This window comes from Streptomyces sp. NPDC104309 (genome assembly GCF_055584025.1).
Genome location: NZ_JBVJMV010000020.1, coordinates 93,073 through 116,989, shown reverse-complemented (window position 1 = coordinate 116,989; position 23,917 = coordinate 93,073). Strand labels below are relative to the sequence as shown.

The 23,917-nt window shown below is 71.7% G+C and carries 17 protein-coding genes and 3 pseudogenes; 11 read left to right on the top strand and 9 right to left on the bottom strand.

Going from position 1 to position 23,917, the window contains the following annotated elements:
- Positions 1-346: 346 nt before the first annotated feature.
- From ACZ68L_RS27275 to ACZ68L_RS27265, 3 genes are all read right to left on the bottom strand, one after another.
- Complete coding sequence (locus ACZ68L_RS27275; RefSeq protein ID WP_469581482.1) at positions 347-634, bottom strand: hypothetical protein; 288 nt, start codon at positions 632-634, stop codon at positions 347-349.
- A gap of 156 nt (positions 635-790) precedes the next feature.
- Positions 791-1,888, bottom strand: coding sequence for an NADH:flavin oxidoreductase/NADH oxidase (locus ACZ68L_RS27270; RefSeq protein ID WP_469581479.1), 1,098 nt, complete (start codon positions 1,886-1,888; stop codon positions 791-793).
- Positions 1,889-2,058: 170 nt separating this feature from the next.
- A complete protein-coding gene (locus ACZ68L_RS27265; RefSeq protein ID WP_469581476.1) occupies positions 2,059-2,439 on the bottom strand; it encodes a hypothetical protein in 381 nt (126 codons plus the stop codon).
- Positions 2,440-2,618: 179 nt separating this feature from the next.
- Between ACZ68L_RS27265 and ACZ68L_RS27260 the strand changes: the two are divergent.
- Positions 2,619-2,792: pseudogene (locus tag ACZ68L_RS27260) on the top strand (LacI family transcriptional regulator); the annotation flags it as partial.
- A gap of 108 nt (positions 2,793-2,900) precedes the next feature.
- Positions 2,901-3,443, top strand: coding sequence for a GNAT family N-acetyltransferase (locus ACZ68L_RS27255; RefSeq protein ID WP_469581560.1), 543 nt, complete (start codon positions 2,901-2,903; stop codon positions 3,441-3,443).
- On the opposite strand, the pseudogene ACZ68L_RS27250 reads toward ACZ68L_RS27255, so the two are convergent.
- Positions 3,431-4,154, bottom strand: a pseudogene (locus ACZ68L_RS27250) (cupin domain-containing protein). The gene ACZ68L_RS27255 and the pseudogene ACZ68L_RS27250 sit on opposite strands and share 13 nt — an antisense overlap.
- A 181-nt stretch (positions 4,155-4,335) precedes the next feature.
- On the opposite strand from ACZ68L_RS27250, the gene ACZ68L_RS27245 reads away from it, so the two are divergent.
- From ACZ68L_RS27245 to ACZ68L_RS27235, 3 genes and pseudogenes are all read left to right on the top strand, one after another.
- A complete protein-coding gene (locus ACZ68L_RS27245) occupies positions 4,336-5,424 on the top strand; it encodes a WD40/YVTN/BNR-like repeat-containing protein (RefSeq protein ID WP_469581474.1) in 1,089 nt (362 codons plus the stop codon).
- Positions 5,425-5,835: 411 nt separating this feature from the next.
- Positions 5,836-6,030, top strand: a pseudogene (locus ACZ68L_RS27240) (hypothetical protein); the annotation flags it as partial.
- Position 6,031: 1 nt separating this feature from the next.
- A complete protein-coding gene (locus tag ACZ68L_RS27235; protein WP_469581471.1) occupies positions 6,032-6,529 on the top strand; it encodes a hypothetical protein in 498 nt (165 codons plus the stop codon).
- Positions 6,530-6,735: 206 nt separating this feature from the next.
- On the opposite strand, the gene ACZ68L_RS27230 is transcribed toward ACZ68L_RS27235, so the two are convergent.
- Positions 6,736-7,413, bottom strand: a complete 678-nt coding sequence (locus tag ACZ68L_RS27230; protein ID WP_469581468.1) for a uracil-DNA glycosylase — start codon at positions 7,411-7,413, stop codon at positions 6,736-6,738.
- 223 nt (positions 7,414-7,636) lie between these two features.
- On the opposite strand from ACZ68L_RS27230, the gene ACZ68L_RS27225 reads away from it, so the two are divergent.
- Together ACZ68L_RS27225 and ACZ68L_RS27220 are read left to right on the top strand one after the other, a co-directional pair.
- Positions 7,637-8,653 (top strand): N-acetylglucosamine kinase, encoded by a 1,017-nt coding sequence (locus ACZ68L_RS27225; protein ID WP_469581557.1) that lies wholly within the window; start codon positions 7,637-7,639, stop codon positions 8,651-8,653.
- A gap of 88 nt (positions 8,654-8,741) precedes the next feature.
- Complete coding sequence (locus ACZ68L_RS27220; protein ID WP_469581465.1) at positions 8,742-9,665, top strand: sirohydrochlorin chelatase; 924 nt, start codon at positions 8,742-8,744, stop codon at positions 9,663-9,665.
- A gap of 129 nt (positions 9,666-9,794) precedes the next feature.
- On the opposite strand, the gene ACZ68L_RS27215 is transcribed toward ACZ68L_RS27220, so the two are convergent.
- From ACZ68L_RS27215 to ACZ68L_RS27205, 3 genes are all read right to left on the bottom strand, one after another.
- Complete coding sequence (locus ACZ68L_RS27215) at positions 9,795-10,877, bottom strand: lactonase family protein (protein ID WP_469581462.1); 1,083 nt, start codon at positions 10,875-10,877, stop codon at positions 9,795-9,797.
- 147 nt (positions 10,878-11,024) lie between these two features.
- Positions 11,025-12,530 carry an FUSC family protein gene (locus ACZ68L_RS27210; RefSeq protein ID WP_469581554.1) on the bottom strand — a complete coding sequence of 502 codons (1,506 nt, stop codon included), beginning with the start codon at positions 12,528-12,530 and terminating at the stop codon, positions 11,025-11,027.
- Positions 12,531-12,909: 379 nt separating this feature from the next.
- The gene (locus ACZ68L_RS27205; RefSeq protein WP_469581460.1) at positions 12,910-14,073 is read right to left on the bottom strand and encodes an acyltransferase family protein; all 1,164 of its coding nucleotides are present in this window, start codon (positions 14,071-14,073) and stop codon (positions 12,910-12,912) included.
- Positions 14,074-14,675: 602 nt separating this feature from the next.
- Between ACZ68L_RS27205 and ACZ68L_RS27200 the strand changes: the two genes are divergently transcribed.
- From ACZ68L_RS27200 to ACZ68L_RS27185, 4 genes are all read left to right on the top strand, one after another.
- The gene (locus ACZ68L_RS27200) at positions 14,676-15,161 is read left to right on the top strand and encodes an Lrp/AsnC family transcriptional regulator (protein ID WP_469581458.1); all 486 of its coding nucleotides are present in this window, start codon (positions 14,676-14,678) and stop codon (positions 15,159-15,161) included.
- 295 nt (positions 15,162-15,456) lie between these two features.
- The gene (locus ACZ68L_RS27195; protein WP_469581551.1) at positions 15,457-16,773 is read left to right on the top strand and encodes a serine/threonine-protein kinase; all 1,317 of its coding nucleotides are present in this window, start codon (positions 15,457-15,459) and stop codon (positions 16,771-16,773) included.
- A 104-nt stretch (positions 16,774-16,877) separates the two neighbouring features.
- A complete protein-coding gene (locus tag ACZ68L_RS27190) occupies positions 16,878-17,441 on the top strand; it encodes a hypothetical protein (protein ID WP_469581455.1) in 564 nt (187 codons plus the stop codon).
- A gap of 251 nt (positions 17,442-17,692) precedes the next feature.
- On the top strand, positions 17,693-21,175 hold the full coding sequence (locus ACZ68L_RS27185) for a M28 family peptidase (RefSeq protein WP_469581548.1): 3,483 nt from the start codon (positions 17,693-17,695) through the stop codon (positions 21,173-21,175).
- 58 nt (positions 21,176-21,233) lie between these two features.
- Here the strand turns inward: ACZ68L_RS27185 and ACZ68L_RS27180 are convergent, their stop codons facing one another.
- A complete protein-coding gene (locus ACZ68L_RS27180; protein ID WP_469581452.1) occupies positions 21,234-22,688 on the bottom strand; it encodes a helix-turn-helix domain-containing protein in 1,455 nt (484 codons plus the stop codon).
- Positions 22,689-23,917 lie beyond the last annotated feature (1,229 nt).

Sequence of the window (23,917 nt, the reverse complement as noted above, 5' to 3'; positions counted from 1 at the left end):
AGCGCAGGGGTTCACCCAAGTCGCCCTGCCCAACATGGAGTTCATGGCTCCCCGCGGGTCAATGACCTCGACCTTCGGGAGTCACGCCGTATCCGGCCCCGACCCAACGGGCCGACCCTGACGAGGCAGCGACGAAGCGGGGGTCACCCGGCCGGTGTTGGACCCCTGGCGTACCGGTGGGCCTCCTCGGGTGCGGCTTCGGGGCACAGAATGCGGCGCGGCGCCGTGCCCGCCATGTCAGGGTCCGGTCGGGCGGCCCGACTCGCCGCACCCCGCGCCGTCGCCGTTCACCACCCTCGCGTGGCGGTTGAGCCACCTCGGCGAACTCCCGGCCGCCGCGCGCCGATCACACGACCGGCACGCACCCCCGACCCGGGACCACCACCGCGTCGCCGCGGACGCCGTCACCGCCGTCGCACACTTCGGCTCCGGCGCCGCGGCCCGACGCAAGACCCCGCTCAGCGCAGACGACGCGGCGCTGGAACACGGTGGGGCACAACATGTACCCACACGGCAGGACCCCGAGGACCCGTTCATCGAGACAGTCCGGCGGGTCGGCCAGTAACTGCTGCACCACGGCGCCGAAATCGCTCTGCTGCGCGACCTCTTCCGCGCCGGGCAGCGCCGACGGCACCCGGCGCGCCCCCTCCCCGCGGGGGAACGCACCACCGGGCCCCCACCGGAAGTACGGCGGAGGCCCGGGTACGGTGCCTGATACGGCGTCAGGAGTGTTGACGGACACGGCGCCCGGTTCGAGGCGAGGTCCGGTGCCGGAAGCGGGGCCGTACTGTCAGACCGCGCGGAGGTACTGGTCCGGCGTGCGGAGCTCGCCGCCGAGTTCACGGGCTGCGTGCTGGGCCCACGACGGGCTCCGCAGCAGCTCACGCCCGAGGAGGACCGCGTCCGCCCGACCCTCGGTGATGATCTTCTCGGCTTGCTGCGGCTCGGCGATCAGACCCACGGCCGCCACGGGGAGCGAGGTCTCCGCCTTGACCCGTTCGGCGAAGGGAACCTGGTAGCCCGGTCCGGTCTCGATGCGGGCGCGCGGGGCGTTGCCGCCGCTGGAAACGTCCAGCAGGTCGACGCCGTGGGCCTGGAGCTCCTTGGCCAGTCGCACGGTCTCGTCGACGGTCCAGCCCTCGCGCTCGTCCTCGTCGTTCTCCGTGAGCCAGTCCGTCGCGGAGATCCGGAAAAGGACGGGCAGTTCCTCCGGCCAGACCTCCCGCACCGCGTCGACGACCTGAAGTGCGAAGCGGACGCGGTTGTCGAAGCTGCCGCCGTACTCGTCGTCACGCCGGTTGCTGTGCGGGGAGAGGAACTGCCCGATCAGGTATCCGTGGGCTCCGTGCACCTCGACGACCTCGAAGCCCGCGTCGAGCGCGCGGCGGGCGGCTTCGCGGAACTGATCGACGACACCCCGGATCTCGTCCACCGTCAGCTCGCGCGGCACGGGGTGACCGTCGTCGAACGGCAGCGGGCTGGGGGCGACCGGCGTCCAGCCGTGCGCGTCCGGGCCGACGGGGTCGCCGCCCAGCCAGGGGGCCGCCGTCGACGCCTTGCGGCCGGCGTGTGCGAGCTGGATTCCGGGAACCGATCCCTGCCCCTTGAGGAAGTCCGTGATCCGGCGGAAGGCGGCCACCTGGGTGTCGTTCCAGATGCCGAGATCCGCCGGGCTGATCCGGCCCTCGGGGCTGACGGCCGTCGCCTCGGCGAGGATGAGCCCCGTTCCGCCGATGGCGCGTGCCGCGAGGTGGGCGAAGTGCCAGTCGGTCGCGACGCCCGCGTTCGGCCCCACCGGTTCGGCGCTGTACTGGCACATGGGCGCCATCCACACCCGATTGGGAATGACGAGCGACCGCAGGGTGTAGGGCTCGAAGAGGGCACTCACGTCGGACTCCGTTTCGACGGCACGAAAGACTCGCTAGTACGATACATACCGTACTACGAGAGTCGTCAAATTACGAAGACTCTCGTACAAAGGAGCGGACGTGCGTGAGGCCCGTTCCCGGGCGGGAACGGGCCTCACGCACCGCTCTGGGGCACGCGCGCGTACGCGGCCTATCCGCGACGCCTGAGCGTGATGACCGCGTCCGCGTCGTACCCCTGGGTCCAGCTGCGTCCGGCGCCCGACTTCCAGGTCACATGGGCGGTGGCGCCGTCGATCCTGACGCCCTCCACCGTCATGGTCCGGTCGCCGTCCCGCACGTCCCCCCGGCGCAGCTCGCGCGCCTGGACGGTGACGGGCTCCGCCGACCCCGCGCTCTCGGCCCCGTCCGCCGCCAGGGCGAGGGCCGCCGCCAGCTCCCGGGCGCGGTCAGGAGTACAGACCAGCACGGACTCGCCCGCCGGCGCCGTGACCCGGATCTCGACCCCCGGGCCGACGGGGACCACCTCCAGATCCACACCGCGTCCCTCGCGGTCCTCGATCCCACTCGTCATCACTCTGTTCTCCCTTGCCCGGCCGCACCCCTCGGCCGGGTGCGGCCGGAGGCTCTCCGGCGGACGCGGACCGCTGGGCCCGCGGCCACCGGCGCCGACCACCGGGTCCATGGCAGCACCGCCGGGTCGGCCCTCCAGAATTCCAGCACACGCGCCGGCCCGTCGGAGCGCGGACCAAGGTGGAGGAGTTGCCGCTGCGGCACGGCTACCGCCGCAGGCATGGCTCCACGACACAGTCCCAGCTGATCGGCCTCGTCTTCCACGAGCTGGACAGCGCCTGGGCCATGGAGGTCGTCCGAGGGGTGGAGAACGTCACCCGGGAGGAAGGGCTGAGGCTGGTGCTCGGCAGCAGCACCGCCGAGCCCCGCCGCCGCCCCTTTCCGCCGGGCCCCGCTCACCCGGTCCGGCCTGCACTGCTATTCCATTGCGGGCCGGACCGGAGCCACGTAGCGTCCCGCGCCATGACGACCCCCACGCTGCATACCGGGCGACTGGTCCTGGAGCCGTACACACCCGCGGACGAGGACGACTTCGTGGCGCTCTTCCAGGACAGCCGGGTCTCCCGGTGGATGGGTGACGGGCCGCAGACCGAGGACGAGGACCGCGCCCTGTTCGGGCGGGTCTTCAGCAAGGTGTACGCACAGAGGCTCTTCGACGTGTGGGCCGTGCGGCACGGCGACCGCCTGGTCGGCCACGCGGAGATCAAGCCCTCCCCGTCCCCGGACGTGGACGGCCACGAGATCGTCTACGCCCTGGCTCCGGCCGCGTGGGGGGTGGGTTTCGGTACCGAGATCGCGCGGATACTGACCTCGTACGGATTCGACGCCCTCGGGCTCAGCGAGGTGTACGCGACGGTGGCCGCCGAGAACGCGGCGTCGTTGGCGCTGCTGGGACGGATCGGCTTCCGGCACGTCGGGGACACGCGGGAGGACGACGGCGGCACGAGCCGGATACTGGTGCGCTCCGCAGGCGCCGACGGCGCCGGGGCCGGTCAGCCGCGGTAGACGTCCAGGCGCCCGCACATACCGAACGTGCCGTATGCGGAGGAATGTTCGGCGTGCACACAGGCGTCGGCGAGGTATCCGCCGTCGCCACGCGCCAGAGCGTCGAGCCGGCCGCCGGTCGCCGGTCGCCTCGAACGCGGCGGCGGCCCCCTTCCGCCGGCGCTCCCCCAATCCTCGGTCCTCGGACGCACGAGTGCGGCGGCGGCCCGGTGGAAGGCGGCGAGCGGTTCGGGGTCGCCCGCCTCGGTGGCCCGGCGCAGCGCGAGGAACCCCCTCGACGGCGAGGTCACGCCGGACACGTGCGGCCCGTTCCTGTTCCGCCTCGGGGCCGTCGACGGGAAGGACGACCGCCGCCCGGTAGGCGTCGGAGTCCGCCAGGTGGCGAGGCGGCAGGGTGACCACGGCGTCACCGGCCTCGGGCAGTCCGCTGTTCTCCATGAGGACGACGATGTGCAGCCCGTCCTCGTTGACGAGGCGGTGGATCGTGCCCGGCGTGAACCGGACCAGGGCCCCCGGCGTCAGTGGCGTCTGCCGGAACCCCGACGCGGTGAGGGTCTGCACCGAGCCCGCGCCCGCGACCACCACATGCCCCTCGGAGCAGGCGAGATGGACGTGGGGCGTCCCGCCGCGCAGGCCGTCCTCGGTGGGCCGGTCGTATACCCGCAGAGGGGAGACGGCGTCGGAGCCGGGCAGCCCCTCGAAGGTCGGCACAGGTGCTCCTCGGTCGCTCGGCCAGAGCGTTCGGCAAGCGCTTTCCCCACCTGCTGCACCGTACTTCGCCGGTCATGGAAGCAACAGGGCCCGGAGTCCGGGGCCGCCTTGCGGGCCGCTGTCAGTGGTGGGGTGCAGACTGGCGCGTATCCGACACAACGGCGTTTCGGGAGGTTCGGTCATGACCGACGTACTACTCACCGTGGGCACCCGCAAGGGACTCTTCATCGGCCACCGGCGCGGTGGCACATGGGAGTTCGACGGCCCGCATTTCAATGCCCAGGCGATCTACTCGATCGCCGTCGACACCCGCAGGCGCGTCCCCCGGCTGCTGGTCGGCGGGGACAGCGCGCACTGGGGCCCTTCGGTGTTCCACTCCGACGATCTCGGCGGCACCTGGGTCGAGCCGCAGCAACCGGCCGTGAAGTTCCCCCGGTTCACCGAGGCATCGCTGGAGCGGGTCTGGCAGCTGCACCCTGCGGGCCCCGAAGCGCCCGATGTCGTCTACGCCGGGACGGAGCCCGCCGCGTTGTTCCGTTCCCAGGACGGCGGGGCGTCCTTCGAGCTGGTCCGACCGCTGTGGGAGCATCCGACGCGTTCGAAGTGGGTGCCGGGCGGGGGCGGCGAGGGTCTGCACACCATCCTCACGGATCCGAGGGATGCCCACGCCGTGACGGTCGCGGTCTCCACGGCCGGCGTGTTCCGCACCAAGGACGGCGGTGCGAGCTGGGCTCCGTCGAACAAGGGGGTGTCGGCGGTCTTTCTCCCCGACCCGAATCCGGAGTTCGGCCAGTGCGTCCACAAGGTGGCCCGGGACGCCGTCGATCCGGACCGGCTCTATCTCCAGAACCACTGGGGTGTGTTCCGGAGCGACGACTCGGGAGACAACTGGACGGACATCGGCCGGGGCCTGCCGTCCGATTTCGGTTTCGCCGCTGCCGCGCACCCGCACCGCGCGGACACGGCGTACGTCTTCCCGATCAACGCCGATGCCGACCGCGTACCGGCCGAGCACCGCTGCCGGCTGTTCCGCACCGGCGACGCGGGCAGCACCTGGGAGCCGTTGTCGGCGGGCCTGCCCGAGGAGACGCACTACGGCACAGTGCTGCGCGACGCGCTCTGCACGGACGACGCCGACCCGGCGGGCGTCTACTTCGGCAATCGCAACGGCGAGGTGTACGCGAGCGCGGACGACGGGGACACCTGGCAGCAGCTCGCCTCGCATCTGCCGGATGTCCTCTGTGTCCGGGCGGCGGTCGTCGGCCCCTGACGACCGGGGTCGCTTCCCAGTCGCCTGAGCACGGCTCCGGAGCACCACGTCCTCCCCCGCACACTCCGGGGCGACGGGGCATCGGCCGGGGCCGTGCACGCGGGATCCACAGGCCTGTCATCGGCTCAACTCATCCTTCTGGCCAATCCGTTCCTCGCTGTGCGGCGCGGTGCGGTGCCGGGCCGCGCCGTGCGGTGCGGTGCGGTGCGGTGCCGGGCCGCGCCGTGCGGGGCGGGGCGCAAGGCAACCCTCGGGTGTCGATCGCCGCCCTCCGGGAGCTGGGGCCCCGGGGACCGCTGGGTGTTCGAGCAAGCCGATGACCGGGAGTACCTTTTTGACCCCTGCCTCGCGCATGGTGACCACCGCCCTGGCGGTACTCGCCCTGGCCATGGGTTGGCCGCAGTCGGCAAGGGCGTCACCGAAGTCGGTGCGGCTGCCCGGCTGTTCGTCGCCGGCGACGACCGCGTACGCCCGTTGCTGGACGGTTCGGACCGGCGCGCGCCCTCGGCGGACCCCGCACGCGTGCTCACCCATGCCGTGGGTGGGAACCGCACGCCCGAGTTCCTGCCGGACTCGTCGGTCGCCGTGACGGGCGCACGGCTGTGCGTTGGACGAGGCCACGTACCGGACGGTGACGGTGCGTCCGGGCAGCGAGGACCTCGACGTGCCGGTCGCGGTACGGGGCAACACCCGCTACGGCTACGACGTCTCGCACGGCGTGTTCGCCAAGGCGGTTCGCGGTGCGGTCGTCGGCTCCCACTACGGCGGGGTGACGGTGAAGAACGGCGACCCGATGCCCACGGTCTCCCTGACACCGGTCGCGGACCAGGTCACCGAGGGGCAGAGCCCGACCTGGCGTCCGACGCTCTCCGCGGTCGTCGACATCGACATGGACTTCGCCCTTTTCGACTTCCTGCCGGTCGAGCGCGGGGCGGAGTCGTCCACCCTCGATGTCGAAGAGCGCCGGCTGCGGGAGAACTTCGGTGAGACGCCGCGCTCGGCCCGGCCGCTGTCCCAGGTGGTTGAACGTCCGTACCTGGCCGCCGTCGTACCCGCCGGCCGGCGGAGTGCCGAAGTGGCGGTGCCCACCGAGACGACGGGCTGAGCGAGCCCGAGGAATCGCGGCGGATGCGGCTGATCACCTGCGACGACGCCCGGGAGCCGCACGAAAGGCCGATCGTCACCGGGACCGTGCGGGACGCGTCATGACAGGCGACGTGCGACGCAACTGACCGAAGGACGTGGCACCGGCCCCGTGAGGGAACCGGTGCCACGCCGCGTCCGGCGGAGCGGCCGTGCGACTGCCGCGGACTACGGCAGTTGCCAGTCGACCGGCTGGGCTCCCTGGCGGAGCAGCGCTTCATTGGTGCGGCTGAACGGGCGCGAGCCGAAGAAGCCGCGGTCCGCCGACATGGGCGAGGGGTGCGCGGACTCGATCGCCGGAAAGCCGTCGAGGAACGGTCGCAGATTGCGCGCGTCACGCCCCCACAACACGGACACCAGCGGCTTGCCGCGTGCGGCCAGAGCCCGGATCGCCTGCTCGGTCACTTCCTCCCAGCCCTTGCCGCGGTGCGCGCCGGGTTTGCGGGGTGCCGTGGTGAGCGCCCTGTTCAGCAGCAGCACACCCTGACGTGTCCAGGGTGTCAGATCGCCGTTGGACGGCCTCGGCAGCCCCAAGTCCGTATGCAGTTCCCGGAAGATGTTCTCCAGGCTGCCGGGCAGCTGACGCACCTCGGGGGCCACCGAGAAGCTCAGCCCCATCGCCATTCCGGGCGTCGGGTAGGGGTCCTGACCGACAATCAGGACGCGTACGTCGTCAAAGGGCTGCTGGAACGCGCGGAGCACGTTCGCTCCGGACGGCAGGTAGGTGCGACGTGCCGCTACCTCCGTGCGCAGGAAATCGCCCATCGCGGCGATGCGACCGGCCACGGGGGCAAGCGCATCGGCCCAGCCGGACTCAACTACTTCGTTCAACGGTCGTGGTGCCACAAAGCATCACTCTACCGGCGTACACGACCGGCTTCGCGCTCGGAGCCGCGACGTGGAGGCCGATCTTCCACGCCGCCGGTCACGGCTCGCGATACCGGGGGTAGGCTGCCGCCGTCCTTTCTCTTCTTCCTGGAGCCGGTCCATGAGCTCACGCGGGCGTTCGCCGGAAAACAGCGCTGCCGGCGCGCGTGGGGACGGTGGGAGGGGCCCGTACGTGCTCGGCGTGGATTCGGGCGGCTCCGGGCTGCGGGTGGCGCTGGGCACCGTCGGCGCGTCCGCCCCGGTGGACACGACGGTCTGCGCCGAGCCGGTACGCACCGGAGCCACGGGGATCGAAGCGGGCCATCTGCTGGAGCAACTGCTGCCCGCGGCCCGTCGACTGCTGGAGGGGCACGGCGCGGGCACCGGCTCCGAGATCGCCGCCGTGGCGGTCGGCGCCGCCGGTATGGCGACACTCGGCGGACAACTGCGCGCCGAGCTCCCCTCAGCCCTGGAGCACGCGCTCGGGGTGCGCCGGCTGGCTCTCGCCGCCGACGCGGTGACCGCGTACGCGGGTGCGGTCGGTCAGCGTCCGGGGGCGGTCGTCGCGGGTGGCACGGGCATGATCGCGCTGGGCACGGATCTGACCGGCTGGCACCGGGCCGACGGCTGGGGGCATCTGCTGGGTGACAGTGGTGGCGGCGCCTGGATCGGGCGGGCGGGCCTCGACGCGGCCATGCGCGCCCACGACGGCCGGCGCGGCGGGTCCGCCGCGTTGCTGGTCCGGATGGAGGCGGTGTTTGGGCCTGCGCCGGAACTGCCCGGACTTCTCTATCCGCGTACCGACCGCCCTGCCGTGCTGGCCTCGTTCGCGCCCGAGGTCGCCGCGTGCGCCGGGCACGATCCGGTGGCCGCGGGCATTCTGCGCGAAGCCGCGGAGCACATCGCTGAGGCCGCCGCGGCGGTGTGCCCGAAGGCCGGATCCGACGACGAACGGTACGAAGTGGCCTTGACGGGTGGCCTGTTCCGGATGGGTGATCCGCTGCTCGTACCGCTGCGCGAGGAACTGGCCCGGCAGGTCCCGCAGGCACGGACGGTCCCCGGTTCGGGTGATCCGTTGACCGGTGCACTGTCCATCGCCCAGGCGTTGGCCACCGGGGATCTGCGGCTGCCGCGCCATCCGACACTGCTCCGCGTACTCAGTGACGATCCTGGGCAGCGCCTGAACAGCCACCGACAGAACAGGACAGTCGACCGGTAAGCCTCCCATCGGATAAAAGCGGACAGATAACGCCCGACTGGGCCCTCCCCGAACGGAGGCGTACCCAAAACCAGTAGCATGCGGCGCCATGAGCACCCCCACTGGGCCCGCTTCCGGCCTGCCTGTACGAATGCCGCGACCTCGCCAGTCCGGACGGCACCGCCGCCCGGAGCCCGTGGTCGCACCCGAGGGCGCCGCCGCGCTCGTTCTCGCCGTTCCCGGTACCCCCTCTTCGGTCACGCGTGGCCTGGCCGAGGAGGTGATCAGCATCGCCCGTTCCGAGCTGCCCGGCCTCGATGCCCGGATCGGCTATCTCGACGGTGACGACGACGAGTACCCCACGCTCTCGTCCGTACTCGCCCACAGCGCCGCCGAGCGCGTCGCGCGCTTCGAGCAGGCGCAGGCCGCCGGCCGTGAGGTCGCCGAGCCCGAGGGTCCCTCCGCTGTCGTGGTGCCGTTGCTCGCGGGGCCGGACAGCGCCCTGGTCCGGCGGATACGGCAGGCCGTGATGGACAGCGGTACGCAGGTCGAGCTGACCGATGTGCTCGGCCCGCACCCGCTGCTCGCCGAGGCGCTCCACGTACGTCTTTCGGAGGCCGGGCTGGCCCGCGCCGACCGTGCCAGGCTCTTCACCGTGGCGACGGCCGCCGACGGCATCGTGCTGGTCACCGTGGGTGGCGAGGAGGCCGTACAGGCCGCCGGGATCACCGGCATGCTGCTCGCGGCCCGGCTCGCGGTACCGGTGATGGCCGCCGCACTCGATGTGGAGGGTTCCGTCGCGTCGATCGCCGAGCAGCTGACGGGCTCCGGCTCGGCGCAGCTCGCGCTGGCGCCGTACCTCGTCGGCCCCGAGGTGCCCGAGGGACTGCTGGACGCTGCCGCGAAGGAGGCGGGCTGTGCGACGGCCGAGCCGCTCGGCGCGTATCCCGCGATCGGCAAGCTCGTGCTGTCGATGTACACGACGGCGCTCGGCATCGCGCCGGCGTTGGCGCAGGGTGCTCAGGCGCACTGACCCGATGCCGGGTACGTCCGGCAGGGTGTGCGTCCCCGATCGCCGGACGGGCCGGATTTCTCCGGCCCGTCCGGCGATCGCGTCGTGCGTGGCATGAACTCGTGACGCGGTACTGCGTCGTGCCGTGCGTCAGGCGAAGATCACGCAGGATGCGGCGGGGGCGTCCAGGGAGCCCGCGTGGCGCGGAACGCCGGTTGCCGGGTCGAGCGTGAACCAGCTGACGTTGCCGGACCGCTCGTTGGCCGCGTACAGCCGTCGCCCGGTGGGGTCGAGCGCGAGGTCGCGCGGCCAGTGTCCGCCGCAGCCCACAGTCGTGACCAGGGACACCTTCGCGCCCGCCGCGTCGAGCGCGAGGACGGAAATGCTGTCGTGGCCCCGGTTGGCGGTCCAGAGGAACCGTCCGTCGTGCGAGACGACCACCTCGGACGGGTACGTCACCGTGTCGCCGTCCGCCGCCGGTCCCTCGGGCAGCACGGACGTCTCACCGACCGGTTCCAGGATCCCGGTGGCGGCGTCCCACACGCATACGGTCACGGTCGGTTCGAGTTCGTTCAGGACGTAGGCGTGGCCGCCCGCGGGATGGAAGGCCAGATGACGCGGTCCCGTGCCCGGCCGCAGGGCCGTCTCCCCGTGCAGCCGCAGCGCCCCCGTGGCCGGGTCGAGCGCGCAGATCCGTACGGAGTCGGTCCCGAGGTCCACGCTGAGCACCCAGTTCCCCGACGGGTCCGGGAGCACCTGGTGGGCGTGCGGGGCCCGTTGACGGTCGGCGTCCGGACCGCTGCCCTCGTGCCTGAGCACGGAGGTGGCGGCGCCGAGGGAACCGTCCGCCCGCACGGACAGTGCGGTGACGCTGCCCGAGCCGTAGTTGGCGGTGAGCAGATGACCGCCCGCGAGCGCGAGATGGGTCGGGCCCCTGCCCTCCACCGGCCGGATCCCGCCGATCGGCTCCGGCACCTCACCGGTGATGTCGAGGGCGGCGGCCGCGCCGTGCTCGGTCTCACTGACGGCGTAGAGCACACGGCCGCCCGGACCCGGTCCGTGGCCCAGGGTGAGGTACGAGGGGTCGGGAACGGCGTCCGTCGCGCCGAGGACGGTCAGCGCCCCGGTCTCCCGGTCCACGGCGGCGACGGTGATTCCCCGTCCGCCCGCCGAGGTGAAGGACCCGATGAACGCCCGCCCCGCGCCGTCGTCGCTGTCCACCGCACCGCTCATCACCACAACTACCCCTCTCCACCGACTGACCACGGCCGTTTCCCGCCATCGCGATCTTCCGGGGCGACGGTAGCAGCCACCCTCTTAGGTCCGGACCAGGGCTCGGTCACCCGTCGCTCGGCCGCCGGTCGGCCGGCGGAGGCCGCTTCACACACCGATCGACGGGGCCCGTGGGTCACTGCGCAGTGGTGTGGCGAGTTCGGCGAGTGCCCGCTCCAGACCGTGCAGATGGGTGAGGGCGGGCTCCGCGACGGCCGGGTGCGGCGGGATACCCGGCACGGGGGCCCTACGCGGCAGATCCGGGGCTGTCAGCGCCTCCACGGCAGCCTCCACCCGCCAGCAGGCGGCCGCGAGGCGGGCGTCGTGGGAGGCTTCCGGGTCCGCCGCGACACCGGCCAGTCCGCGCACCTCCCGCGCGCACGTGTCCAGCAGACCGAGCACCTGCCGGGCACGGGCCTTGCGGGCGCGCAGCGGGCTCAGCGAATGCACCAGCGGAGCCAGGGACAGTCGCACCCGCCCCAGCAGCGCCTCCAGCTCGGCGATCCGCGGCGCGGGGTCGGCGGTCGCCGACCCCGCGAGTCGCGCCGCGGCTTCCGCCGTGCAGGTGTGCACGCAGCGCAGCGCCCGCTGGATCCACGCGTCGGTCGTGGCGTGTGTGGTGACCGGCAGCACCAGGAGCACCGCGAGCATCGCGGCGAGTGCTCCCGCTACGGTCTCGGTGAGCCGCAGCACGAGCAGGGCGGGGTCCAGTACGCCGAGGAGTCCGTAGAGCGCCCCGGCCATGACCGTCACCGAGAACACCATCCAGGTGTAGGAGACCGCCGCGGTGTAGAAGATCCCGAAAACACCCAGCGCCACGAGGACCGCGCTGGGCACGGCCGAACCCTGCAGCGGAACGACGACGGCGAGTCCGACGGGGATGGCGATCAGTGTTCCCAGGATCCTGCGGTAGCCGCGCACCAGCGTCTCGCCGCGCGAGGCGGTGTTCACGAAGACCCACCAGGTGGCACCCACGGCCCAGTACCAGCGCTGCTCGGAGAGGAGCAGTCCCGCGGCCAGCGCCACGGCTCCGCCGACGGTCGCCTGGATCGCCTGGCGTGTGGTCGCGCGGGCCAGCCCCTCACCGGTCACCGGGACGGGCTGGGCGGCGACGGGCAGCCGTCGCTCATAGCACCAGAGCCCGAAGCGGACGGTCGACGAGGTGAGCAGGGAGAGGGCGACCGCGGAGTACAGCTCGGGCAGTTGTCCGGGCAGTGTGTGGAGGAACTGCGTGGTGAAGAAGGCCATGAACGCGAAGACGCCCAGTGAGTGACCGCGCGGCCCCCATCGCCGGGCGTACACACCCAGGCCCATGACCGCGAGGAAGGCAGCGTCCCGGGCCGGCGGACAGTCGTGCAGCACCGCGGCGAGGGCGAGCACGGGGAAACCGACGGCGGGCAGCAGTGCGGTGGTGATCGCCTGGTCGCGCACCGTGGTGTCGAGCACCGTGAACAGGGCCAGCAGCGCGGCGAGACCGCCGGTGACGGCCGCGACGAGCGAGTGGCCGGCCAGGCCGCACACGGTGACGGCCGAGCCGATGCCGAGGACGGCCCGGACGGCGCTGCGCAGCCGCGATCGGCCCGGGTCCGGGGAAACGAACATCCTCTTCAGCACGGCATGCTCCCGCTTCTGCACACCGGCCCTGTGCACCGGCATGAAAAAGGCGCCGCGGGGATCCGCAGCGCCATCGACGGGTCCATCACAACATCTTCGCGACTCCTGGCTCAACCGAGAGGCAAACCAATGAGCCATTGGCCCAGTCGATGACAGATGGCAGACGCCACCGTTGGGCCAACGGATGGTGATCGGGCCGAACGGGCCCGCACCCCGCCCCGGCACGTCCCCGGGTGACCCGCCGGGCGGCAGCACCCCGCACGGAACGGGGTGGCCGGGGCCCACGGAGTCCGCGGCGCGCTCGCACGGTGCCGGGCAGTGCGCGCGGAGCCGTCGTGGGGCGGTTCTGCCGTGTCCGCCCCTCCGCCCGGGGTCCGTCTCATGTACGACCTGCCGCTGCGGACCTCTCGGGACGCCCCTCGCCGACAACCATGCCGTTCTTTCGCGGCCGCCCCTGTTCGTAACCGCGGAACGCCGCCCAGCAGATCAGCAGCGCCAGGGCGAACACGGGGAGCCAGGCCAGCCGGGCGAGTACCCAGCCGGGGGCATCGGGAACGGTGTGCAGGCCCGGCAGGGGCGCGCCCGCCAGCAGCCCGGTGGCGGTGACCGCGATCATCGCGGTCTGGTGCCACAGGTAGATCGTCATCGCGGAGAGGTTCACTGTCGCCACCGCCGCCCAGACGGCCGGTCGCCGCAGCACCCGGCGCAACGGGCCGAGCAGCAGCAGCGCCGCTCCGCACTGGGCGAGGCCGAAGGCGACGACGGCGAGGGTCGGCGGGTCGAGGTTGGAGATCTCCAGGCCCGGCACCCCGACCATGGCCGCGGGATATCCGGCCCACAGGACGAGTCCGGTGGTGGCGGCGGCTCCGCCCAGCAGCAGAGTCCAGCCGGTTCTGCGGCTCCGCAGGTCGCCGCGGGCCCAGGCCGCGCCCAGGCAGTACGGAACCAGCCAGCCGGCCGCCACATTGACCGCGGCGAACCCGCCGGGCGCGTCCAGACCGAACCGGTGGAGGTCGGTGATGAGCACGACGGCGAACGGCCACAGCGGATGCAGCCGGGCCACCAGCGGGGTCGCCGCCGTCAGTGCCGCGAAGACCACCAGGAACCAGAGCGGGGACCACACGAGCTTGCACAGCGCGTGCACGGTGCCCTGGTCCGTCCCGGAGGCGAGCATCGCGCTCGCCGTCACGGCCCATACGACCAGCACGACGACCACCGGCCGCAGCAGCCGCGTCATCCGCGTACGGAGCCACCGGCCGTAGCTCTCGCCACGGGTGCGGGCGGAGGCGTAAGTCTTCGCGCCGACCTGTCCGCCAACCAGGAAGAAGACGGCGAGGGTCTGCAACAACCAGGAGATCGGGGTGAATCGGGCCATGTACTGGAGCGGGCCGGCTCCGTGCACGGTGCCGCTGTCGACGACCAGTGCGGTCACCAGCCAGTGGCCGAGAACCACCCCGAGGATGGCGATGGCGCGCAGGGCGTCGACTGCGCGGTCGCGGTCGGCGGGGGTGGCGGATTCGATCCGTCGGACGAAGTCGCGCATGCGCTCTCCTGGGGGCTCAGCGGAACATGACCGGTGCGGCCACGATCCGGGCGATGTTCTTCAGCGGTGCGGGGCCGGGCTCCGGCCGGGTGCTCCGGCCGCCGTCGCCGGCCGCGAAGATCTAGGCCCTGTCCTGCCGATCGTCGCGGGCCCGGAACGCCTGGCACGGCACCTCGCCGCGTTGTCGGAGTCGCCCAAGTACGTCCAGTACGAGGACGATCCTCCGCCTTGCGATGCACCGCACCAGACGCCCCGGGCTGATCCACGGAGATCGACAGGACAGGACCTAGGCGAAGTCCCCGCGGAACCCGCCGTCCCACCGTCGGTTTCGCCGGCACGGCGAGCAGGCCGGTGCTCGGGCGGAACGGCATGGCGGGTCGTTCCTCCCCTACCGGACGACTGGAGCGCTTCGGGTACAGAAGCTAGGAACGCGTCCTCGTAGTCCGCGTCCCGCAGGAGAGGGAACCGACTTCGTAGCTCTGCGGGACTACGGGTACGAGACGCGGGCCAGGCCGCGCGGGACCGGTCCGAAAAGGGCCGCCGACCCGGCCATTGGTACAGTCGCAGCCCGGATCGGCCTACCAGGAAGAGACCAACGGACCATGGCGGTGGACGCCCTCGACACCCGCATCCTGCGCTTGCTCATCGAGCAGCCGCGTACCAGCGTCCGTGAGTACGCACGCCTTCTCTCCGTCGCCCGGGGCACCCTCCAGGCCCGTATCGACCGGCTGGAGAGAGACGGTGTGATCACCGGCACGGGTCCGGTCCTGTCCCCCGCCGCCCTGGGCCACCCGGTGCTGGCCTTCGTTCATCTGGAAGTCACCCAGGGGCATTTGGACGAGGTCGGTGAGGCGCTCGCCGCCGTTCCCGAGATCGTCGAGGCGTTCTCGACCACGGGTGGCGGCGATCTGCTGGCCCGGGTGGTGGCCCGTGACAACGGGCATCTGGAGGACGTGATCCAGCGGTTGATCCAATTGCCCGGCGTGGTCAGGACGCGCACCGATGTGGCGCTGCGCGAGCGGGTGCCGCACCGGTTGCTGCCGCTGGTCGAATCGATGGGCCGCACGGCCGCCGGCAACCCCGGGTGATCAGCGGCCCGGCGCCCCGGATGTCCTGACTTCCCGGTACATTCCCGCACCCACCTGGTAAGGAACGCGCGGCGCCGCCTCCTCCCGACCGGGCCCGGCGGACGACGGAGCAGGTGGTCGGCGTGCCGTCGAGCTCCGGGGGCCCGATATCCTGATCATGCCGCGCGCCCCCCACCCGTCCCGATCCCGATCGGGTCGCCGCCGTGGCAGTCGAAGCGGCCCACAATTCGAGATTGGTGTACAGGTGCTGGTAGCTGGTCGGTACCGCTTGATGTCCTCCATCGGTCGAGGCGGCATGGGCGAGGTGTGGCGCGCCACCGACGAAGTGCTCGGCCGGGCGGTGGCCGTGAAGCTGCTGCTGGGCGACCAGGCGGACGAGTCTTCCACGGCCCGGTTCCGTCTGGAGGCGCAGACCGCGGCCCGCCTGAGCCACCCTCACCTGGTGGCCGTCTTCGACTTCGGGGCCTGGGAGGACCGCTTCTTCCTCGTGATGGAGCTCGTCGAGGGCAGAAGCCTGGGCGATCTGCTGACGGCCGAGGAGCGGCTCGGCGCCGAGCAGGTCGCCAGGATCGCGGGCCAGGCCGCCGCGGGGCTCGCCGCCGCCCACCGGCAGGGCGTCGTGCACCGTGACATCAAGCCCGGGAACCTGATGCTGGATACCGAAGGCTCCGTCAAGATAGGCGACTTCGGCATCGCCCAGTTCGTCGACGACCCCTCCGCCGCCCTGACCACCGCGGGGCAGATCGTCGGCACCAGTCTCTATCTCGCCCCGGAACGCGCCCTGGGCCATACGGCCGGTGCGGCATCCGACATGTACTCCCTGGGCTGCGTGATCTACCAACTGCTGCTGGGCGAGCCACCGTTCCGATCGGACACGGCGACCGCCACGCTCTATCAACATGTCGACACGGCACCCGTGCCGCTGAGGCAGCGGGGCGTCGGCCTCTCCCCCGCCTTCGACTCCTATCTGCTGGGACTGCTCGCGAAGCAGCCCGAGGACCGGCCCACTGCCCAGCAGGTCGCCGACTGGTTCCAGAGCGACGCGTGGCGGGGGCAGCCGGAGCCCCTGCCGTCGTACGCTCCGATGCCCCCACCCGCCCCTGCGGCAACCAGCGTTCCCCGTGCCCCTTCATCCGCTCCCGCGTTCAGCCCCACGTCGACGCCCGCTTCCGCGTCGCAGGGCGAGGGTGCGGCGACGTACCGTCTGCCGCAGGCCGGCGGGCACAGGCGGCGTGCGGCGGAACGCTCCGCGCCGGTCAGGCGACGTACCGGCGCCCGAGAGGCGATCAGGCGTCGCCCCAGGGTGGCCAGCGCCATCGCGGGCACGGTGGCCTTCCTCGCGGCCGTCTATCTGGGGATGAGCCTGTTCTCGCCGGATTCCAGCTCGGCCGGCACACCGGACACCGGTGCCACCACGACCACCGGACCCGAAGCACCTGCCCCCGGCCGGCCCACGCCGGACAGCGGAAACAGCGGAAACAGCGAGAACGACGGAACCAAGGGAAACAGCGGTAACTACGGGAACGGCTGGAACAACGGGAACAACGGGAACAACGGGAACGGCTGGGGCAACGGGAACAGCAGGGACCACGGGGACAACGAACAGGACTGAGGCGCGGCACCGACCGTCAAGCAGCCGTCAGGACCGGCGGCCGGGGCGTCAGCGGTTCATCAACAGATGCCGACGGACCGGCCGGCTTCCATAACGTCGCTGTCATGGAACGACGTAACATCCGGGCCGTGCCCGGCCGTCACACCGGTCGAACGCGGCCTCCCGGCGACACGATCGCGCACGACCACGGCTGGGCCGGGGACCTGCGATTCGCGGTCCGCTGCACCGTGACGCTCCTCGGCCTGCTCCTGGCCGTCGATGTGACGGCCGGTCGCTTCACCTGGCCGCGCGCACTGTTGTGGACGAGCTTGGCCGCCCTGCTGTTCGTGGTGCTGATGCCGCCGCGGATCCGTGCGGGTGCGGGGTGGTTCTCCCGCCGGGGTCTGGTGCGCGAACACATCGTGCGCACCGACCGGCTGGTGTCGGTGCACTGGTCGGACGGCGTCTCCCAGCGCCTGGTGCTCCGTGACGCGGACGGCCGCCGAGTCGAGCTCGACTTCCAGGTGTTGTTGGCCAATCCGGCACTGTGGCACCAGCTGGACGAGGACGCGCGAGGCTGCGTGAAGCGCGGGACATTGCGGTGCGGGGTGACGGCTCTGCGGCAACTGGCCGACCGTATCGACCGCCGGACCGCGCGTACGGTGTTCACGATCTCCGGTCTGGAATAAGCGCTCCGCCCTCCGAAGCCGTTGTGCGATCCCACCACCGCCGCTTGACCAAACTTGCCAAGTCCGTTGGCACGACTCGCAGTTCGTTGACGCGGCCATGGCGGCATGTGAGTGTTCGGTCGCTCGATCACGGACGACGGCGACGCGGGCGACGGGACCTGTCTTCAACGGCCGAAGCAGGTGTGTCGCCGTATGCCGACGCCCGTGATCGAGGCCCCCCGACTCAAGGAGCCTCGATGAAACGCAGACCGATGACGGCCGGGACGACCCTGGCCGTCCTCGCCGGAATGCTCGTTGTCACCAGCGGCCAGTCGGCTTCCGCCGAACCGTCTCCACCCGCCCCGACCGCTCTCTCGGCCGCGGTGTCGGCGGCCGACCGGGCAGCGGCCAGCGGTCTGGACACCCTGGCCAAGGGGCCCGAGGAGCGCTACGAGCGGCAGATGGTGACCCCTTGGGTCAAGGGCATGTACTCCGTCGCGTATCAGCGCACCTACCGCGGCCTGCCGGTCGTCGGCGGGGACGCCGTGGTGGTGGCGGACTCCCAGGGGCGGGTGCGCGGCACCCAGTCGGCCGTGTCCCGGCGGATCAACGTGCCGACCACACCGACCGTTTCCGTCAAGGCGGCCGAAACCACCTCACGCAAGAAGCTCACCTCGGTCAAGCGAGTCGATTCGCACCGTCTGGTGGTCCGCGCCATGGGCAGGACGTCCCGGCTGGCCTGGGAGACGGTGCTCACCGGGCGCACCGCCAAGGCGCCCAGTCATCTGCACGTCTTCGTCGACGCGGGCACCGGCAAGGTGCTCGACAGCTACGACGACGTCAAGGCGGGTACCGGCAACAGCCAGTGGAACGGTCCCTCCCCGTTGGCCATCGACACCACCGCCTCGGGCAGCAGCTACTCACTGCGTGACCCGAACCGGCCCGGTCTGAGCTGCGCCGACTACAGCACCGGCAGTGTGTTCAGCAAGTCGAGCGACTCCTGGGGCACCGGCAACGCCTCCAGCAAGGAGACCGGCTGCGTCGACGTCATGTGGGCGGCGCAGCACGAGTGGAACATGCTCAAGGACTGGCTGGGCCGCAACGGACACGACGGCAACGGCCGCAGCTGGCCCGTCAAGGTCGGGCTGAACGACGTCAACGCCTACTGGGACGGCTCCACGGTCTCCATCGGCCACAACAACGCCAACCAGTGGATCGGCGCGATGGACGTGGTGGGCCACGAGTTCGGCCACGGCATCGACCAGTACACGCCGGGCGGCGCGAACAACGAGTCCGGGCTGGGCGAGGCCACCGGCGACATCATGGGCGCCCTCACCGAGGCGTACACCAATGAGCCCGCCCCGTACGACGACCCCGACTACACCGTCGGTGAGAAGATCAACCTGGTCGGCAACGGGCCGATCCGGATCATGTACAACCCGGGACAGATCGGCGACCCGAACTGCTACAGCTCCTCGATACCCAACACCGAGGAGCATGCGGCGGCCGGTCCGCTGAACCACTGGTTCTATCTGCTGGCCGAGGGTTCGAACCCGGGCGGCGGCAAGCCGTCCAGCCCGACGTGCAACAGCTCCTCGGTCACCGGCGTCGGCGTCCAGAGCGCCGGCAAGGTCTTCTACGGCGGGATGCTGCTGAAGACGAGCGGGATGACCTACAAGCGCTACCGCACGGCCACGCTCACCGCGGCCAAGAACCTCGACTCCAGTTGTGTGCTCTTCGACCGGACCAAGGCCGCGTGGGACGCCATCAGCGTCACCGCCCAGAGCGGCGACCCGACGTGTACGTCCAGCGGCAACAACGACTTCACGATGTCCCTGGACCCGGCGTCCGGTTCGGTGAAGCCGGGCAGTTCGGTGACGGCCGCGGTCCGGACCGCGGTCAGCTCCGGGAACGCGCAGACGGTGAACCTGACGGCGAGCGGTCTGCCCAGCGGTGTCACCGCGTCGTTCAGCCCGTCGTCGGTGCAGTCCGGAGCGTCCTCGACGATGACCGTGTCCGCGTCGTCGAACGCCGTGCCCGGCGCGTACACCTTCACGGTGAAGGGTGACGGCACGCAGAGCCACACCGCGCAGTACACCCTGACGGTGGACAACGGCGGCGGCAACCCGGGCGGCGGCGCACCCGACATCAGCGTCGCCGACGTGCAGGCCCATCTGGCCCAGCTGAACACCATCGCCACCCAGAACGGCGGCAACCGCCGGGCGGGCAGCGCTGGTTACACGGCCTCGGTCGCCTATGCGAAGGCCAAGCTGCAGGCCGCCGGTTACACGGTCAGCGAGCAGACCTGCACCAGTTGCACCTACCGCGGCAACAACCTGATCGCCGACTGGCCGGGCGGCCCGTCCGACCAGACCGTCATGTTCGGCGCTCATCTGGACGGTGTCGCGGCCGGCCCCGGCATCAACGACAACGGTTCGGGCTCCGCCACCCTGCTGGAGAACGCGCTCGCCCTGGCCCAGCGGAACCCCACGATGACCAAGCACGTCCGCTTCGCCTGGTGGAACGGCGAGGAGCAGGGCCTCCAGGGTTCCCAGTACTACGTCGGCCAGCTCACCGCCGCCCAGCGCGGCACCATCAAGGCCTACTACAACTTCGACATGGTCGCCTCGCCCAACGGCGGATACTTCATCAACAACGTCAACTCGGCTGCCTCGGCTCCGATGAAGGAGTACTGGGACTCGCTGAACCTCGCGCCGGAGGAGAACGTCGAGGGCCAGGGCCGCTCCGACGACTACTCCTTCCAGCAGGGCGGCATCCCCACCTCGGGGTACGCCACCGGGGCCGGCGACACCAAGTCGTCGGCGCAGGCCGCCAAGTGGGGCGGCACTGCGGGCAGGTCCTACGACTCCTGCTACCACCAGTCCTGCGACACCACGGCCAACATCAACGCGACCGCGCTCGACCGCAGCGCCGACGGTGTCGCCTACACGGTGTGGAAGACCTCCGTCGGTACCACCGCCCCGGCCGATGACTTCTCCGTCGCGGTGAAGCCGGTGTCCGGCGACGTCCAGCCAGGCGGCTCGGTCACCGCGAGCGTGTCGACGGCGACGACCAGCGGCTCCGCGCAGACCGTGAACCTGTCCGCCTCGGGGGCGCCGAGCGGTGTCACGGTCTCGTTCTCCCCGGCTTCCGTGCAGTCGGGTGCGTCGTCGGCCATGACCGTCTCCGCCGGGAACGGGACCGCGCCGGGTACGTACACCCTCACAGTGACCGGAACGGGCACGGCCACCCACACCACCACGTACTCGCTCGTCGTCGGTGGCGGCGGCACCTGCCGGCCCCGACAGGTCGTCGCCAACGGCGGCTTCGAGGAGGGCGTCGCGCCCTGGACCCAGACGGACGGTGTGATCAACAACCGGACGTCGGAGAAGCCCGCGCACAGCGGCGCGTACACGGCCTGGCTCGGCGGCTGGGGATCCACGCACTCCGACACCGTCTCGCAGTCGCTGACCATTCCGACGGGCTGCTCGTCGTACAAGCTGTCGTTCTACCTGCGCACCGACACCGACGAGTCGGCGGGCGACCCGACCGCGTACGACAAGTTCACCGTCAAGCTGGGCACCAAGACGCTCGCGACGTACTCCAACGCGGACGCCACGGGCTCCTACGTCCAGAAGACCTTCGACGTCGGCGACCTGGCCGGCCAGACGGTCACCCTCACGTTCACCAGCAGTGAGGACGCCTATCTGCAGACCAGCTTCGTCGTGGACGACGTGACGCTGAACGCCGTCTGATCAGGCATCAGGAAGGCACCGGGCGGGGCGTGTACGCACACGTCCCGCCTCCGGTGTGTCAACGGACGACGGCCGCGAGCCGCCGGGTGAACTCGTCGGTCTCCGGCCGGCCGCCGTGCCCGGCAGCCAACCTGGCGTGCAGACCCCGCAGTTCCTGGCCGAGGAGGGTCGACGCGGTCACCTCGGTGGTGTCCAGTACGGGTCCTGCGATGTCGATTGCCGCCTGCGGGTCCCGGGCGCAGGCGTGGGCGTCGGCCATCCGCACCAGGAACAGCATCCGTGCCGAGTGCATCCCCGGCGGGAGCAGACCCAGCGCGGTACGGGCCGCCGTGACCGCGCGCAACGCCAGTCGGCGGTCCCCGGTCGCCGCGGCGAGGTCCCGCAGCGCCCCGGCGGCGCCTGATTCCACCCGCAGGCGCACGGAGGCGACGGACAGCCAGGGTGCCTCCGTCTCGTCCCGCTCACCGACCCGGTCCATCTGTGACCAGGCACGGTCGATGTGCCCCAGGGTCTGCCGTGCGTCGCCCCGTACCGCGTGCCCGCGCGCCTGGTAGAGATCGCTCATGGCGCCCGCCCAGTACCGGCCGGCGGCCGCCTGCCGGATCGCGCCGCCGTAGGAGAGGGCGGAGGGTCCGTCGCCCTCCAGCCGCGCCAGTGTGCTCATGTCGCTGAGCGCGGCCACCTCCGTGCCGACATGACCGGCCATGCCCGCCCAGACCAGCGACCGGTCGAGCCAGGCCATCGCTGTGGCGTTACGGCCCCAGAGCAGCCTCAGGCAGCCGGCCGACTGCGCGTACTCGGCCGCCAGCGGGGCGAGTTGGAGTTGGTACGGCGCGGCGGGCAGGGCCATCCAGCGGAGCATCGCGTGCAGGGTTCGCTCGACCACGGCGGTCGCTCCGGGCCAGGCACTCTCCTCGTCGGCCCGCAGGCAGACGGCGAGCAGCGCCGTCAGGGCGTGCACGGTATCGATGTCCAGCGGCGGGCACGAGACGGTGGCCGGGCCCAGGGCGCAGAAGGCCGAGTGCAGCGCGATGACATCGGCGCGTGCGGGAACGGCGCAGCCGTCGCGGCCGTGCACCGGGCACACCAGACCGTAGGTGGGCAGGCTCGTGGGCAGGACGGTGTCCGGTGGCAGCGTCGAGAGCAGGTTGCCGCCCGGGGGCTCGCCGGGCAGCGGTCCGGTCCGAGCGGTGGCCGGCGCGGGAGGTGCGGTGGCCGGTGCGGGAGGTGCGCCCTCGCCCGATTCGCCCGTACCGACCGGTCCTTGGGTCTCCGCCGCCTCGCAGGCGTCGACGAGGTCGCCTCCGGCCGTCAGCAGGTCGTCCAGCCTGCGGGCGAGCGGCAGGGGGGTCTTGCGGGTGCCGTGCTCCAGTTTGCTGATGGCGGTGTGGTCGTACCCGACGCGGGCGCCCACCTGGGCCTGGGTGAGCCCGGCGCGCCTGCGCCACTGACGCAACCGGGTCCCGAAGGCTCTCCACGCCTCTGCGGTACGGACATCCGGCGAAGGACCCATAGCCGGGAGGATAGCGAGCGCGTGTGCGCGCTGTCCCGGTGCGGTGGGAAGATGGCGCCTTCCCGCGCCTTCGGTCGATCTCGCCCGTCCCCATGTCGCCGTCCGGTCGTGGGCCCTGCCCCGGGTCCGGTGTCATGCCTGCGGTGGTGGAGCGCCGGATGGTCCGTGCCGTCGTGTCCGCTCTCACCGCCGCCCCGCTTCATAACTCCGGTGCGCAATCGGCCGGTTGACCGGAGAGGTCCGCTTGAAGGGGCCACCCGCCGGGCATATGACGGTTATCCGTCAGGAGGTGGTGCAGTGGGCCGCATCAAGATCGTCCGACGTCCCCAGGTGCCTTCGCGGCCTCCGCCCCTCGATCTGCGTACTCCGTCCGGCCGGCCGCTGCCGTACTGAGCACGCCCCCGCGCAACCGCGCACACCGGGCCGCGCTTCGCCTCCCGACCGCCGGGGGGCAACCGCCTCACCGGGCGCACGGGCGCGCGGTGCGGACGGGGACACGGACGCGAAAACACAACACGGCACACGGTGCGGGCACGGCGCGCGGTGAGATGGCCGGTGACCGGCGCCCCGGGCCGTTACGGGAAACCGCAGGGTGGCGGGTGCGGAGAACATCATCCGGTTCGAAGGAAACCCTCGTGCCGGCTCCGGTCGGCGCTTTCTGGCGTTGCCGGTGGGGCGCGACGGACTTCTCGCGTCTCTCCGTCACCGGCCAGGAGCCAGTTTCGCGGGACCCGCGAGTATCCGCGCCTCGGCGACCGCGGCGTCGTGGACGTCCAGGCACTCCCCTCAGCTCCCCCGGATTGGTGTCGGCCGAGGAGAGAGCGTCGGCGTCTCCCCTGGCACATCGAGACCCTGAGGACTCGTTCGACTCACCGGACGACGCTCCATCAGAGTGTCTCTTCACCCGAGCGACTAGTCAACATGGGTAAATTGTCGCGTTTTCAGCCTTGTCGTATCTTAAGTCCGGCGCGCCACGCTTCCCACGGGCCGGACATCCGGAAGTCCGTGGCCGGCCGGCGCGTGACCGGCGCGCGGCCCGGCCGGGTCGCGACGCGGCCGTCCGCCGTCGGCCCGTTCGTCCGGGTGAGCCGACGTCGGACCGGGGCGTGCGCCCGGCGCGTCCACCCCCGGGAGTCGTTTGTCCGCACGATGGTTGACGCCATGTCAGGCGTTGCCGGACATCCGGAGCGGGTTCCGTACCGGCGCTCCTTGATCGATGATGATGCACA

Excerpts from the sequence above, each read along its gene's own strand:
- ACZ68L_RS27205 (WP_469581460.1), bottom strand. The coding sequence starts at position 14,073 with ATGCGCGACTTCGTCCGACGGATCGAATCCGCCACCCCCGCCGACCGC.
- ACZ68L_RS27180 (WP_469581452.1), bottom strand. The coding sequence starts at position 22,688 with ATGGGTCCTTCGCCGGATGTCCGTACCGCAGAGGCGTGGAGAGCCTTC.
- ACZ68L_RS27195 (WP_469581551.1), top strand. The coding sequence starts at position 15,457 with ATGGGCGAGGTGTGGCGCGCCACCGACGAAGTGCTCGGCCGGGCGGTG.
- ACZ68L_RS27185 (WP_469581548.1), top strand. The coding sequence starts at position 17,693 with ATGACGGCCGGGACGACCCTGGCCGTCCTCGCCGGAATGCTCGTTGTC.
- ACZ68L_RS27245 (WP_469581474.1), top strand. The coding sequence starts at position 4,336 with ATGACCGACGTACTACTCACCGTGGGCACCCGCAAGGGACTCTTCATC.
- ACZ68L_RS27265 (WP_469581476.1), bottom strand. The coding sequence starts at position 2,439 with ATGACGAGTGGGATCGAGGACCGCGAGGGACGCGGTGTGGATCTGGAG.
- ACZ68L_RS27190 (WP_469581455.1), top strand. The coding sequence starts at position 16,878 with ATGGAACGACGTAACATCCGGGCCGTGCCCGGCCGTCACACCGGTCGA.
- ACZ68L_RS27220 (WP_469581465.1), top strand. The coding sequence starts at position 8,742 with ATGAGCACCCCCACTGGGCCCGCTTCCGGCCTGCCTGTACGAATGCCG.
- ACZ68L_RS27215 (WP_469581462.1), bottom strand. The coding sequence starts at position 10,877 with ATGAGCGGTGCGGTGGACAGCGACGACGGCGCGGGGCGGGCGTTCATC.
- ACZ68L_RS27200 (WP_469581458.1), top strand. The coding sequence starts at position 14,676 with ATGGCGGTGGACGCCCTCGACACCCGCATCCTGCGCTTGCTCATCGAG.
- ACZ68L_RS27255 (WP_469581560.1), top strand. The coding sequence starts at position 2,901 with ATGACGACCCCCACGCTGCATACCGGGCGACTGGTCCTGGAGCCGTAC.